Origin of the sequence: Halomonas faecis (assembly GCF_010993975.1) — a bacterium.
Lineage (GTDB): Bacteria > Pseudomonadota > Gammaproteobacteria > Pseudomonadales > Halomonadaceae > Halomonas > Halomonas faecis.
Genome location: NZ_JAACZO010000056.1, coordinates 79,395 through 92,722, shown reverse-complemented (window position 1 = coordinate 92,722; position 13,328 = coordinate 79,395). Strand labels below are relative to the sequence as shown.

Annotated in this window: 14 protein-coding genes; 6 read left to right on the top strand and 8 right to left on the bottom strand. The window is 67.6% G+C overall.

Translation table 11 applies throughout. From position 1 onward, the window contains the following. Window positions 1–64: 64 nt before the first annotated feature. Window positions 65–577, bottom strand: coding sequence for a peptide deformylase (def, locus tag GFD32_RS16275; RefSeq protein WP_163577652.1), 513 nt, complete (start codon window positions 575–577; stop codon window positions 65–67). Window positions 578–798: 221 nt separating this feature from the next. Between def and GFD32_RS16270 the strand changes: the two genes are divergently transcribed. From GFD32_RS16270 to aroE, 5 genes are read left to right on the top strand one after another with little or no spacing between them, the layout of a single operon-like run. Next, on the top strand, window positions 799–1,854 hold the full coding sequence (locus GFD32_RS16270) for a LysM peptidoglycan-binding domain-containing protein (RefSeq protein ID WP_163577651.1): 1,056 nt from the start codon (window positions 799–801) through the stop codon (window positions 1,852–1,854). Between the two features lie 5 nt (window positions 1,855–1,859). Next, the gene (gene dprA / locus GFD32_RS16265) at window positions 1,860–2,960 is read left to right on the top strand and encodes a DNA-processing protein DprA (protein ID WP_163577650.1); all 1,101 of its coding nucleotides are present in this window, start codon (window positions 1,860–1,862) and stop codon (window positions 2,958–2,960) included. A 51-nt stretch (window positions 2,961–3,011) separates the two neighbouring features. Continuing rightward, the gene (locus GFD32_RS16260; protein WP_163577649.1) at window positions 3,012–3,569 is read left to right on the top strand and encodes an L-threonylcarbamoyladenylate synthase; all 558 of its coding nucleotides are present in this window, start codon (window positions 3,012–3,014) and stop codon (window positions 3,567–3,569) included. A 22-nt stretch (window positions 3,570–3,591) separates the two neighbouring features. Further along, entirely contained in the window at window positions 3,592–4,521 is a 930-nt protein-coding gene (gene hemF / locus GFD32_RS16255; RefSeq protein WP_163577648.1) for an oxygen-dependent coproporphyrinogen oxidase, read from the top strand. Window positions 4,522–4,534: 13 nt separating this feature from the next. Beyond that, complete coding sequence (aroE, locus tag GFD32_RS16250; RefSeq protein WP_163577647.1) at window positions 4,535–5,356, top strand: shikimate dehydrogenase; 822 nt, start codon at window positions 4,535–4,537, stop codon at window positions 5,354–5,356. On the opposite strand, the gene GFD32_RS16245 is transcribed toward aroE, so the two are convergent. Both GFD32_RS16245 and GFD32_RS16240 read right to left on the bottom strand, forming a co-directional pair. Further along, window positions 5,343–5,603: a hypothetical protein gene (locus GFD32_RS16245; RefSeq protein ID WP_163577646.1), complete on the bottom strand. Its 261-nt coding sequence runs from the start codon at window positions 5,601–5,603 to the stop codon at window positions 5,343–5,345. The two genes, aroE and GFD32_RS16245, sit on opposite strands and share 14 nt — an antisense overlap. A gap of 161 nt (window positions 5,604–5,764) precedes the next feature. Continuing rightward, on the bottom strand, window positions 5,765–6,565 hold the full coding sequence (locus GFD32_RS16240) for a M48 family metallopeptidase (RefSeq protein ID WP_163577645.1): 801 nt from the start codon (window positions 6,563–6,565) through the stop codon (window positions 5,765–5,767). A gap of 117 nt (window positions 6,566–6,682) precedes the next feature. Between GFD32_RS16240 and GFD32_RS16235 the strand changes: the two genes are divergently transcribed. Further along, on the top strand, window positions 6,683–7,555 hold the full coding sequence (locus tag GFD32_RS16235; RefSeq protein ID WP_163577644.1) for an ATP-binding protein: 873 nt from the start codon (window positions 6,683–6,685) through the stop codon (window positions 7,553–7,555). 37 nt (window positions 7,556–7,592) lie between these two features. Here GFD32_RS16235 and der read toward each other — a convergent pair whose 3' ends face one another. From der to ispG, 5 genes are all read right to left on the bottom strand, one after another. Beyond that, window positions 7,593–8,996 (bottom strand): ribosome biogenesis GTPase Der, encoded by a 1,404-nt coding sequence (gene der / locus GFD32_RS16230; RefSeq protein ID WP_163577643.1) that lies wholly within the window; start codon window positions 8,994–8,996, stop codon window positions 7,593–7,595. Continuing rightward, complete coding sequence (bamB, locus tag GFD32_RS16225) at window positions 8,993–10,147, bottom strand: outer membrane protein assembly factor BamB (RefSeq protein ID WP_163577642.1); 1,155 nt, start codon at window positions 10,145–10,147, stop codon at window positions 8,993–8,995. Before bamB ends, der begins: the two co-directional genes overlap by 4 nt. Continuing rightward, the gene (locus GFD32_RS16220) at window positions 10,144–10,803 is read right to left on the bottom strand and encodes a YfgM family protein (RefSeq protein WP_163577641.1); all 660 of its coding nucleotides are present in this window, start codon (window positions 10,801–10,803) and stop codon (window positions 10,144–10,146) included. Before GFD32_RS16220 ends, bamB begins: the two co-directional genes overlap by 4 nt. A 70-nt stretch (window positions 10,804–10,873) precedes the next feature. Continuing rightward, entirely contained in the window at window positions 10,874–12,184 is a 1,311-nt protein-coding gene (gene hisS / locus GFD32_RS16215) for a histidine--tRNA ligase (protein ID WP_163577640.1), read from the bottom strand. 25 nt (window positions 12,185–12,209) lie between these two features. Continuing rightward, window positions 12,210–13,325 carry a flavodoxin-dependent (E)-4-hydroxy-3-methylbut-2-enyl-diphosphate synthase gene (ispG, locus tag GFD32_RS16210; protein ID WP_163577639.1) on the bottom strand — a complete coding sequence of 372 codons (1,116 nt, stop codon included), beginning with the start codon at window positions 13,323–13,325 and terminating at the stop codon, window positions 12,210–12,212. Window positions 13,326–13,328 lie beyond the last annotated feature (3 nt).

The window sequence follows — 13,328 nt, the reverse complement described above, 5'->3', positions numbered from 1 at the left end:
GAGGCGGCCCCAACGACGAAGGCCGGGGTGTGAACCCGGCCTTCGCGAATGGCGAATGCACCTCTCAGGCGGGCTGCATCTGCTTGTGGCGCTTTTCCATTTTCTTGCGCACCCGGTCGCGTTTGAGCGGCGAGAGGTAGTCGACGAACAGCACGCCTTCCAGGTGATCGTGTTCGTGCTGGATGCAGTGGGCGAGCAGGCCGTCGGCCTCGAGCTCGTAGGGCGAGCCATCGCGGTCCAGTGCCTTGAGGTGAACCCGGAGCGCGCGCGGCACCTCGGCATAGTATTCGGGAATCGACAGGCACCCTTCGGACATGGGCTCGCGCTCGTCGCCGAGCGGCGTGACTTCGGGGTTGATCAGCACCAGCGGTCGGGCGCGGTCGTCGCTGACGTCCATGACGATCACCCGCCGATGCACGTCCACCTGGGTGGCGGCCAAGCCGATACCGTTGGCGTCGTACATGGTTTCGAGCATGTCGTCGACCAGCTGACGTACCGCGTCATCGACCGCCTCGACCGGAGCGGCTTGGGTGCGCAGCCGCTCGTCGGGAAATTCGAGGATGGGTAGTTTGGCCATGGCGTTGGTATCACCGTTATGCTTGATTCAGGGGATGGCCTTATTCTAGGTGGTCGGGGCCAGCGGGGAAACCACTGTGCCCCGCATGTGGGCCATAGCGTGCGACTATAGCATACCGACCCGATCATGCGGGTGCGGTTCCCGGTCGCCAGGGCCCGGGAGACTCGACCGCGACGAGCAGGGGGACGGCAGGGATGAAGGGGAGCGCAAGTTGGAGAGGCATGCGGGCGACTCTGGCGGTGATCGTCGCACTGTGGGGGGCGATGGCGTGGGCTCAAGCACCCAGTTGGGATCGCGGGCTGCGTGACGAGGCGCCCGAGCGCTACACCGTGGTGCGCGGCGATACCCTGTGGGACATTGCCGGGCGCTTCCTGCATCACCCCTGGCAGTGGCCCGAGGTGTGGCGAGTCAATCCCCAGATCGACGACCCCCACCTGATCTACCCTGGCGACACGATCTTTCTCTACGATTGCAATGGCCGACCCTGCCTGGGGCTGGAGCGGGGCCAGAACGTGGTTCGCCTGTCGCCGGAGGTGCGGCGAATTCCGCCCCGCGAAGCGATCGCGCCGATTCCTCTGGAGTCGATACGCCACTTCCTGCGCGATCATCGGGTGGTCGATGACCCGGAGAATCTGGAGGAACTGGCCTACGTGGTGGCCGGTGACGACCGGCGTATCATCAGCGGTGCCGGCGATCGCCTCTATGCCCGCGGCGAGTTGGCCTCGGGTTCCCTCTATGGAGTCTATCGACGCGGTGAGCGCTACGTCGATGAAGCGACCGGCGAGGTGCTCGGGCTGGAGCTGGAGAGTATCGGCCAGGTGCGCCGCGAGCGTCAGGAAGCGGATATCGCCGTGCTTCAGGTGACCTCCGCCAGCCGCGAGATTCGCGACGACGACATCGTGCTGCCCTTGGAGAGCCGCGAACTGGATCGCGAGTTGTTGCCGCGCGCGCCCGACAGCGAGATCGATGGCCAGATCCTGGCCGTGCCCGGCGGTGTCCGCTTTGCCGGCCGCCTGCAGGTGGTGACGCTCGATCGCGGCCGGCGCGACGGCCTGGCGCCAGGCCACGTGCTGGCCGTCGAGCAGCTCGGCGAGCAGGTCGCCGATCCACGTACCGGCGAGGCGCTCAGGCTGCCCGGTACGGAAGCGGGCCTGGCCATGGTCTTCCGTGTCTATGACAAGCTGAGCTACGCCCTGATCATGCGCGCCACGCGCAGCCTGGAGGTGGGTGACCGAGTGCGCAACCCGGCTTCGCTCGTCGGACGTGCGGGGCAGTGAGCGCCATGACTGCATCACTGCCCCCGTTGCGCGACTGGCTGGCCCTCGTGCGCCTGCCCGGTTTGGGCAGTGCCCGCCTGGCCGAGCTGAGTGAAGCGGCGCCGGCCTGGCCTGAGGGTTGGTTGGTCCATCTGCCGCGTGAAGCGGCAACGGCGCTGCGCCTGTGGCTGGATCACCCGACCCGCAGTCCGATGAAGGCGCAGGTCGAAGCCGATCTGGCGTGGAGCGAGAGTGCCCCGTCGCGCCATCTGCTGTATCCCGGACATTCCGCCTGGCCGAGGCTGCTCACCCAAATCGCCGACCCCCCGCCGCTGCTGTGGGCAGAGGGCGACCTGGCGGCGCTGGTACCGCCGACGCTGGCCATCGTCGGCTCCCGACGCCCCACTCGGGAGGGCCTGACCAATGCTGCCGCCTTCGCCCGGGAACTCGTCGGGCGCGACTGGGCGGTGGTCAGCGGCATGGCGCTGGGCATCGACGGGGCCGCCCAGAGTGCCGCTCTCGATGCAGGCGGGCGCACCGTCGCCGTGCTGGGCTGCGGCGTCGACGTCATCTACCCGCCGCGTCATGCCACCCTCTATCACCGGCTGCTCGCCGAGGGCGGCCTGTTGCTCGCCGAGCATCCGCCCGGCACTCGAGCGAGGGCCGGCTTCTTTCCGCGCCGCAATCGCATCGTCACCGGGCTGTCGTTGGGCGTACTGGTCGTGGAGGCCGCCGAGAAGAGCGGCTCGCTGGTGAGCGCTCGGCTGGCCAGCGAACAGAACCGTGAGGTGTTCGCCTTGCCGGGCTCCATTCACAACCCCCAGGCCCGGGGCTGCCTGCAACTGATCCGCCAGGGGGCGGTGTTGGTGCGCGGAGTCGGCGACATCCTCGAAGAGCTCTCCCAATGGGCGGCGGTGCACGTGCCCACGCCGCCGGTGCAAGCGGCTGACGAGGCGACGAGCGATCCGTTGCTGCGCTGGCTCAGCGATACCCCGGCGCCGCTGGACTCGCTGGTGGCATTGACCGGACTCGACGTGCCGGAGTGCCAGCGCCGCCTGCTCGAGCTGGAGCTCGAAGGCTGCGTGGCACAGTCGCCGGGCGGCTGGGTGCGTCTGTCGCGAGCGTGATAGAATCCTCGCCCGTTCGCGTGGCGTCGCGTCGACTTCCGAGGAGTGTCCATGAGCCAGGCCAGCCAGATCGAGCATGCCGTTGTCGCCCTGCGCCGGGGCGGCGTGATCGCCTATCCGACCGAGGCCGTGTGGGGGCTGGGCTGCGATCCGGACGACGACGCGGCGGTGGCCCGGCTGCTGCGCCTCAAGGAGCGCGACCCCGCCAAGGGGCTGATACTGGTAGCGGCCAGCATCGCCCAGTTCGGCCCATGGCTCGAGCGCCTGCCGCCGGCGCTGCATGCGCCGCTGGTGGCCAGCTGGCCGGGCCCCAACACCTGGCTGGTGCCCGATAACGGCCGTACCCACGCCCTGGTGCGCGGCGCCCACGACAGCGTGGCGCTGCGCGTTAGCGACCATCCGGGGGTGATCGCGCTATGCGAGGCCTTCGGTGGCCCCATCGTCTCCACCTCCGCCAACCGTGCCGGCGAGGCGCCGGCCACCAGCGCGGCGGCGGTGCGCGAGGCCTTCGGCGATGCGCTCGATGCCATCGTTCCCGGCGAGCTCGGCGGGCTCGAGCGGCCCAGCACCATTCGCGATTTGATCAGCGGCCGGGTGCTGCGCGGCTGAAACTTGGCATTCGGGAGGGTGCATGTCCCAGGCCAACCTGGAAGACGTCAAACGCTACCTGCTCGGCCTGCAGGAGCGTCTGTGCGACGCTCTGGCCGCCGAGGATGGCGGTGCCGGCTTTCGCGAGGACGTCTGGCAGCGCCTCGAAGGCGGCGGTGGCCGCTCGCGGGTGATCGAAAACGGCGCGCTGTTCGAGAAGGCCGGGGTGAACTTCTCCCACGTCTATGGTGAGCGCCTGCCGCCCTCGGCCACGGCCTCCCGCCCCCAGCTCGCTGGCCGCAGTTTTCACGCCGTGGGCGTCTCCTGGGTGCTGCATCCCGAGAATCCCCACGTGCCGACCAGCCATGGCAACGTGCGCTTCCTGATCGCCGAAAAGGACGGAGAGGCGCCGGTTTGGTGGTTCGGCGGGGGCTTCGATCTCACCCCCTACTACCCGGTTCACGATGACGTGGTGCACTGGCATCGCGTGGCCCGGGATGCCTGCGCACCCTTCGGTGCGGACGTCTACCCGCGTTTGAAGGCGTGGTGCGACGACTACTTCTATCTCAAGCACCGCGACGAGCCGCGCGGGGTCGGCGGGCTCTTTTTCGACGATCTCAACGACTGGGGCTTCGCGACCAGCTTCGCCTTCCAGCGGGCGGTGGGCGATGCCTTCCTCGGCGCCTACCTGCCCATCGTGCAGCGCCGCCGAGCCACCCCCTGGAGCGCGCGCGAGCGTGACTTCCAGCTCTACCGTCGCGGCCGCTACGTGGAGTTCAACCTAGTGTGGGACCGCGGCACCCTGTTCGGCCTGCAGAGCGGCGGGCGCAGCGAATCGATACTGATGTCGCTGCCGCCGCTGGTGAGCTGGCGTTACGATTGGCGGCCCGAGCCGGGCAGCCCGGAAGAGCGCCTCTATCGGGATTATCTGCGCCCCCGCGACTGGCTCGGCGAGGCCGAGTCGAGCGACTGAACGAGGAGTTTCCATGCCCGACCGTTACTGCGTCTTCGGCCATCCGGTGGCCCATTCCAAGTCGCCGGCGATCCATGCCGCCTTCGCCGAGCAGATCGGTGAAGCGATCGACTACACCGCCATCGAAGCGCCGCTCGACGACTTCGCCGGCGCCTGGCGCGCCTTCGTGGCCGCGGGAGGCCGCGGCGCCAACGTCACCGTGCCCTTCAAGGAAGAAGCCTTCCGCCTGTGCGATACCCTGAGCCATCGTGCCCGGCGCGCCGGGGCGGTGAACACCCTGATCCTCGGTGGCAACGGCGAGACCTATGGCGATACCACCGACGGCGTGGGGCTGGTGCGTGACCTGGTCGATCACGACGTCACATTGAAGGGAGCGAGGGTTCTGGTACTGGGCGCTGGGGGCGCGGTACGCGGCGTGCTGGAGCCGCTGCTGGCGGAGGCGCCGGCGAGCCTGTTCGTCGCCAACCGTACCGCCGAGAAGGCCGCGGCCCTGGCCGAGGACTTCACCGACCTGGGCGAAATCGCCGGTGGCGGCTTCGATGCCGTGGCCGGCCCCTTCGACGTGGTGATCAACGGTACCAGCGCGAGTCTCGCCGGCGATCTGCCGCCGCTGCCCGACGCCCTGTTCGCCGCGGGCGCCACCGCCTATGACATGATGTACGGCGCCGAACCCACGGTCTTTCTGCAGTGGGCCGCCGAGCGCGGCGCGCGTTGCCGAGACGGCCTGGGCATGCTGGTGGAGCAGGCGGCGGAGTCGTTCTTCCAGTGGCGGGGCAAGCGGCCCGAGACGGCGCCGGTGCGGGAAGCGCTACGCCGCTCGCTCAGCGCTTCCTGACGTAGAAGCGCGCCATCACCATCACCAGCCCCACCACCGACAGCAGCATGCCGCCGTTGACCAGCCAGGGCGCGCGCTCCACCCAGGGCACGAAGGGCTGGCGCGTGTCGCGGCACACCCCCTCCAGGTAGTCCCAGTGCCCGCCGTCGATCAGGGTGCATTCGCGCACCGCCGACAGCTCGTGAAAATAGAGGCCCATCAGCGCCAGGGGCGGCACGATCAGCAGCAGCAGTCCGAGTTTCAGCATGCGTCTTCCCGTTGGTTGTGGGCTTGGCTATCTTGCAGCCAACGTCTGAGGAGTGCCGGGGGCAGGCCGAAGAGGAGGTCATTTGCCAGGGATGGCAAATGTAGCGTCCAGGGAGGGATTCACAGCGCCTCCTCGCCGGCCTGCCGCCGTGCGCTGGTGGTTCAGGGGCGAGGGCAATTGGGCGTTCGCCCAGCGCTGCGCGCCCGCTCGTAGCGCGACGTCGCCTCGCTCATCTGCGCTTCCAACCCAGCGATGCGCTGGCCATGGCTGGGGTGGGTCGACATCCACGCCGGCGGCTGGCCGCCGCCCTGGGCGCTCATGTTCTCCCACAGCGCGATGCTCGCACGCGGATCGAAGCCGGCATCGGCCATCAGCATCAGGCCGATCGCGTCGGCCTCGCTCTCATGGCGCCGCGAGAAGGGCAGCAGGATGCCGTATTGGGCGCCGAGGCCCAGCGCCGCCATCATCTGCTCGCCGCCGGGGCCTTCGAGGCCGGCGGCGGAGCCGAGCGCCGAGATGCCGATCTGGGTGACGGCCTGGTTGGAGGCGCGTTCGTTGGCGTGACGGGCCAGCACGTGGCCGATCTCATGGGCGACCACCGAGGCCACTTGGTCCTGAGTCTCGGCGATCTCCAGCAGCCCCGTGTTGAGTCCCATATAGCCGCCGGGCATGGCGAAGGCGTTGGCCTGCTCGGATTCGAAGACGCGAATCTGCCAGTTCTGATTGCGCTCGCGCTCGGGCAGCACGTCGACGATGGCGCTGGCGATGCACTCCGCATAGCGTTGCGGTGCGCCGCCCACCGAGGGAAGCTCCTCCTGATACTGGGCAAAAGCCTGTTGCCCCATCTGATCGAGTTGCTGGTCAGACATCAGAGTGAGCTGCGAGCGGCCGGTGGGCGAGGTGGTGCAGGCGGCGAGCGCGATGGCGAGGGCACCAACGACGAGGCAGGGGATCCAGCGCATGGTAGGGGCTCCTATCGGTTCCAGATTTCTATGACTCTGGACGGGGCGACCGGGTTCGCCACAAGATACCCTGAACGCCTGCCAGGTCAACCGCCCGATACGGAAAAGGAGCACGCCATGGACGCCGAGCTGAGCCGTCGCCTGACCCGCCTGCTGGATCACGTGGAGCACTGGCTGCCGCCGACGCCCCAGGAGGTCGACTGGTCGCGCGACGTAGCCGCGCTGTGGCAGCGCCATTCGCTGGGCGGCCACCTGCTGCCGGTACCGCCCCGGGACGCCCTGAGCCTAGACGATCTGCTGGGTATCGAACGCCAGAAACTGGCCCTGGTCGACAATACGCGTGCCTTCTTGCAGGGGTTTCCGGCCAACCACGCTCTGTTGTGGGGCTCGCGGGGCAGCGGCAAGTCGTCGCTGATCCGGGCCCTGCTCAACAGCCTGGCACCGGAGGGGCTGCGTCTGGTGCAGATCGATCGTCATGACTTGGGCAGCCTGCCGCTGCTGGTGTCTCAGCTGCGCCGCCACGAGCGGCGTTTCGTGGTCTACTGCGACGATCTCTCCTTCGAGGGGCACGACGATGCCTACAAGGCGTTGAAGAGCGTGCTCGACGGTGCACTGACCGGACCGCCGGAAAACGTGCTGCTCTACGCCACCTCCAACCGCCGTCACCTGCTGCCCGAATCGCTGGACGACAACCAGGCTTCGCAGCGGGTTGGCGACGAACTGCACCACGGCGATGCCGTGGAAGAGAAGATCTCGCTTTCCGACCGTTTCGGGCTATGGCTGGGTTTCTATCCGTTCAATCAGGATACCTACCTGGAAGCCTGCTGCCACTGGGTGACCCGGCTCGGCCATGCCCACGACTGGAACGCCGAAGCGCGCGCCGAAGCGATCCGCTTCGCTACCCTGCGCGGCGGGCGCAGCGGTCGCGGTGCTTGGCAGTTCGCCTGCGAGTGGGTGGGGCGGCGTCGCCTGCACGAGGGGCAGCGTTGATACGCATGCCCCTCATGACCGTGCGGGCGGTCGGAGGTCAACGACGGCGGCTGCGCGCCTCGCGGGTGCGGCCCAGCTCGCGCTGCTTGGCCTTCTCGCGGTCGCTGGCGCCGGCCAGGGGGTCGTAGGGGTTCTTGCCCGAGCGGAATTCGAAGCGAATCGGTGTGCCCTTGACCTTGAGCACCTTGCGGAAGGTGTTGGTCAGGTAGCGCTTGTAGGCTTCGGGCAGCGAGCCGGTCTGGTTGCCGTGGACGACGATGATCGGCGGGTTGCTGCCGCCCTGGTGGGCCATGCGCAGCTTGATGCGCCGGCCGTGGATCAGCGGTGGCGGATGCTGGGCGACGGCGTCCTGCAGCAGGGTGGTGAGGCGGTTGGTCGACCAGTGAGCATTGGCCGAGGCGAAGGCGCGCTCGATGGACGGGTAGAGATCGCCCACGCCAGTGCCGTGCAGTGCCGAAATGAAGTGCAGGTCGGCATAGTCGGCGAAGCCCAGGCGGCGCTTGATTTCGGCGCGCATCGTTTCCTTGGCCTCCTGTTCGAGGCCGTCCCACTTGTTGACGGCGAGCACCAGGGCGCGGCCGGTGGTCAGCACGTAATCGAGCAGGTGAAGATCCTGTTCCACGAGCCCCGAGCGCGCGTCGAGCACCATGACGGCGACATGGCACGCCTTGATCGCCTCGAGGGTCTTGATGATCGAGAACTTCTCGGCCACCTCGCGGACGTTCTTGCGTCGCCGCACGCCAGCGGTATCCACCAGCACGTAGGGCTTGCCGCGGCGCTCGAAAGGGATCTCGATGGCGTCGCGAGTGGTGCCCGCTTCGTCGAACACCACCACGCGCTCTTCGCCCAGCAGGCGGTTGACGAGGGTCGATTTGCCCACGTTGGGGCGGCCGATCACGCCGATGCGGATGCCCTTGCTGCCGGTGTCGGCGGGCAGGCTCTCGTCGCGCTCGGGGAAGGGGGCGAGTACGGTTTCGATCAGTGTGGTGACGTTGCGCCCGTGGGCCGCGGCGATGGGGTGGGGTTCGCCCAGGCCCAACTCCCAGAACTCGGCCATGGCGCCGTGCTCTTCGAGCCCGTCGGTCTTGTTGACCACTAGCCAGGTTTTCTTCTGGTTGACGCGCAGGTGGTTGGCGATGGCCTCGTCGGCCACGTGAAGGCCGGCTCGGGCGTCGACCATGAACAGCACGATGTCGGCTTCGTCGATGGCCGCCAGCGATTGCTCGGCCATGGCGGCGTCGATGCCCTCTTCGTCACCGCTGATGCCGCCGGTATCGATGACCGTGTAGGCCTTGTCGCCCAACAGGCCATTACCGTACTTGCGGTCGCGGGTCAGACCCGCGAAGTCGGCCACCAGGGCGTCCCGGGAGCGGGTCAGGCGGTTGAAGAGGGTCGACTTGCCCACGTTGGGGCGGCCGACCAGGGCGATCACGGGTGTCATTCGCGGATTTCCAGGGCCTCGAGGTGGCCATCGTTGGCCAGTACGTAGATGCGGCGATAGTCGGTGAGCGGGCGTACGCTGATGCCGGAACTGTCGATCCGAGTACGTGCCGCAAGGTTGCCGTTCTGAGTATCGATCAAATGCAGGTACCCCGCGAAGTCGCCCACCACCAGGTGACCGTCGGCAAAGGCCGGAGCGGTCAATCGACGTCCTTCGAGCGTGTCGTTGCGCCACAGTTCGTCGCCCGTGTCGGCGTTCAGGGCGACGACATGGCTGGTGGCATCGACCACGTACAGCCGGTCGCCCACCAGCACTGGGGTCAGGTAACTGGAGAGTTCGCGCTGCCACTGCACCTCGCCGCTGGTGGCCTCCAGAGCGACAACACGACCGTTGTAGCTGGTGACGAACAGACGGCCGTCGGGAGTCAGTACCGGCTGGCCGTCCAGGTCGACGAGGCGCTCGATCTCGCTGCGCCCCCGGGGTACGGCAATGCGCCGCTCCCAGATGGGTTGTCCGTTGCGATTGTCCAGCGTCACCAGGCGACCGCTCCCCAGGCCGACGAAGGTCACCGGGTCGATGGCCTGTGGCGTGCCGGTGCCACGTAGCGTCAATGCGGGTTCGGTGCTGGTGTGCGCCCAGCGCTCGTCGCCGGTGCGGCGATCCAGAGCCGTTACGGTGCCGTCTCCGCTCTGGACGATGAGCAGCTGGTTGGTGGCTTGCGGAGCCGCGAGGACCTCGCTAGGCACGTCCGCCCGCCATTCGATCTCGCCGTTTTCCTGGTCGAGGGAGAGCACCTCGCCGTTGCGAGTGCCCAGGTAGACCCGCTGGGCAACGGCGGTGAGACCGCTGGAAACGTCGACATCGAGTTGCGTCTGCCAGACCTGGCGGCCGCTGTCGGCGTCGATGGCTTTCACCAGGCCGCTGGCATCGGCAGCGAAAAGGGTGCCGCCATCCCGGGCCGGGGCAATGGGGTTGCGCGCTCGTCCCAGGCCATCGCCCACGCTGCGTCCCCAGTCGCTGTCGAGTTCGGTGGTGGCGTCGAAATCGCGAAGTTCCTTGGGAGCGTTGCGCGGTTCCGGTTTGCTGGCACAGCCGGCCAGGACCACGGCCAGGGTGGCGATGAGAACGAGAGGGGTCTTGTTGCGAATCATAGGGTGGCCTCTTCCATGCCGAGATTGTCGAGCTTGAGTTCCACGCCGAACAGCGGCTGGTCGCGCTGCTCTGCCAGCGACAGGGCTTCGCGCCAGGCATCGCGTGCCTCGTCGCGGCGCTCCAGGGCTGCATAGGCATCGCCGCGCACGTCGGCCCGCTGGGCAGCGAGCGCGTCGGGAATGCCGGACTCCAGGGTGTCCAGAGCCGCCTCCGCGTCACCGGACGCGAGCATCAGGCGTGCCAGGCGCAGCCGTGCGAGTCCGGGCAGATAGGCATGGCGATCGGCGTCGATCACTGCCTGCAGGGCGCTGCGGGCGCCGTCGAGGTCGTCCTGCTGGACCGCCAGGCGTGCCTCGAGCAGGCGTGCGAGGTCGGCATACAGGCTGCTGTCATGTTCGGTGACGATTTCCTGGGCAAGGGAGCGAGCCTCTTCCAGGTTGGCGAGTTCCAGGTTGCCGGTGCCGGCCAGGTTGACCAACTGCTGGTAGCGCATGGATGCGGCGGTCGCCTGGTTGTCCTGATAGCTCTGCCAGGCGTTCCAGCCCACCACGCCGGCAACGGCGATGGCTACGCCGGCAATCAGCGATACGGCATTTTCCTTCCACCAGCGCTTGAGCGCTTCTACCTGTTCTTCTTCGGTTCTCAGCTCCGCCACGGGCGGTCTCCTTTGACTTGCGGCAATTGGGTTGCGGCCTTGGCTGCGGCGTATCTCGGCGCGGCTTTCGTCAGGCCGGCGCCTGGGCCAGCCATTCGGACAGACACACGGCCAGCGTCTCACGCGGGAGATGCTGTTGGTCGCGTGCCTCGCGCAGGAACTTGACGGTCACCCGCTGCTGGCTGAGTTCATCTTCGCCGAGCAGCAGCGCCAGGCGGGCGCCGCTCTTGTCGGCTTTCTTGATGCGACTCTTGAAACTGCCGGCGCCGCAGTGCAGTTGCAGGCGCAGTTCGGGCAGTTCGCCGCGCAGTTCCTCGGCCAGCAACTGTGCTGGTCCCTCGGCACTGTCGTCGAGAGGGATCAGGTAGACGTCGAGGGTGTCTTCGATGCTGGCGGGAATCAGTTCGAGCGTTTCGAGCAACAGGATCAGTCGCTCGACCCCCAGGGCAAAACCCACTGCCGGGGTCGGCTTGCCGCCCAGCTGTTCCACCAGCCCGTCGTAGCGGCCGCCGGCGCACACCGTGCCCTGGCTGCCGAGTGCCGTGGTGGTCCATTCGAAGACGGTGCGACCGTAGTAGTCCAGCCCGCGAACCAGGCGCGGATTGATCACATAGTCGATGCCGGTCGCCTCGAGGCGGGCGGTGAGCCCCTCGAAGTGGGCGCGGGATTCGGCGTCGAGGTGGTCCATCAGCCGCGGTGCGTCGGCCAGCATGGCGGCCATGTCCGGGTTCTTGGAATCGAGGATGCGCAAGGGGTTGGTGGTGAGTCGGCGCCGCGAGTCCTCGTCGAGCACCTCGAGGTGTGCTTCGAAATAGGCCACCAGACGCTCGCGGTAGGCCGCCCGAGCCTCGTGGGAACCCAAGGAGTTGAGCTCCAGGGTGACGTGCTCGGCCAGGCCCAGCTCCTGCCACAGGCGAGCCGAGAGCAGGATCACCTCGGCGTCGATGTCGGGGCCGTCCAGGCCGAAAGCTTCCACGCCGAACTGGTGGAACTGCCGATAGCGCCCCTTCTGCGGCCGTTCGTGACGGAACATCGGCCCCTGGTACCACAGGCGCTGAGTCTGGTTGTGCAGCAGGCCGTGCTCCATGGCGGCGCGTACGCAGCTAGCCGTGCCTTCGGGGCGTAGGGTCAGACTGTCACCGTTGCGATCCTCGAAGGTGTACATCTCCTTCTCGACGATGTCGGTGACCTCGCCGATGGAGCGGGCGAACAATGCCGTCTGCTCGACGATGGGCGTGCGAATCTCCGCGTAGCCGTAGCGGCGCATCAATGTCGCTACGACGCCCTCGACGTACTGCCACCGGGCCGACTGATCCGGTAGCAGGTCGTTCATGCCACGAATGGCCTGGATCTTCTTCTGACTGTTTGCGGACTTGCTCAATGCTGGCTCCTTGTCGTCGCTCGGCTCAGTCGCCGCGAGCGATCACGTCCCGTTCTGCCTGCTCCTTCTCGCGCACCTTTTCGCGGATCAGGCGCTCGAGGTCATCGACCAGGTGGTCGTTGCGCAGCTTGGAGGCGGGCTTGCCGTCGAGGTAAACGAGGTTGGCGGGGCTGCCGCCGGTGAGCCCGATGTCGCTCTCCTTGGCTTCGCCGGGGCCGTTGACCACGCAGCCGATCACCGAGACGTCCAGCGGGGTCATGACGTCCTCGAGACGCTCCTCGAGTGCATTCATGGTGCCGATGACGTCGAAGTTCTGGCGCGAGCAGCTGGGACAGGCGATGAAGTTGATGCCCTTGCTGCGCAGACGCAGGCTCTTGAGCATGTCGTAGCCGACCTTGATCTCCTCGACGGGGTCGGCGGCCAGCGATACGCGGATGGTGTCGCCGATGCCGTCCATGAGCAGCATGCCCAGGCCGATGGAGGACTTCACGGTGCCCGAGCGCAGCCCACCGGCTTCGGTGATCCCCAGGTGCAGCGGCTGCTCGATGCGCGAGGCCAGCTCGCGGTAGGCGGCTACCGCCATGAAGACATCGGAAGCCTTGACGCTGACCTTGAAGTCGGGAAAGTCGAGGCGGTCGAGGTGATCGATGTGGCGCATGGCCGATTCCACCAGTGCGGCAGGGGTGGGTTCGCCATACTTCTTCTGCAGATCCTTCTCCAACGAGCCGGCGTTGACGCCGATGCGAATGGGGATGCCGTTGTCGCGAGCGGCGCTGACCACGGCCTGGACGCGATCCTCGCGGCCGATGTTGCCGGGGTTGATGCGCAGGCAGTCGACGCCCAGTTCGGCGACGCGCAGGGCGATCTTGTAGTCGAAGTGGATGTCGGCGACCAGGGGTACCGCCACTTCACGCTTGATGCGCCCGAACGCCTCGGCGGCGTCCATGGTCGGTACCGAGACGCGCACGATGTCGGCGCCAGCGGCCTCGAGCTGACGGATCTGCGCCACGGTGGCAGCCACGTCCAGGGTGTCGGTATTGGTCATGCTCTGCACGGAGATGGGCGCATCGCCTCCGACGGCAACCTTGCCGACATGGATCTGGCGTGACGGGCGACGAACGATGGGGGATGGTGCATGCATGGC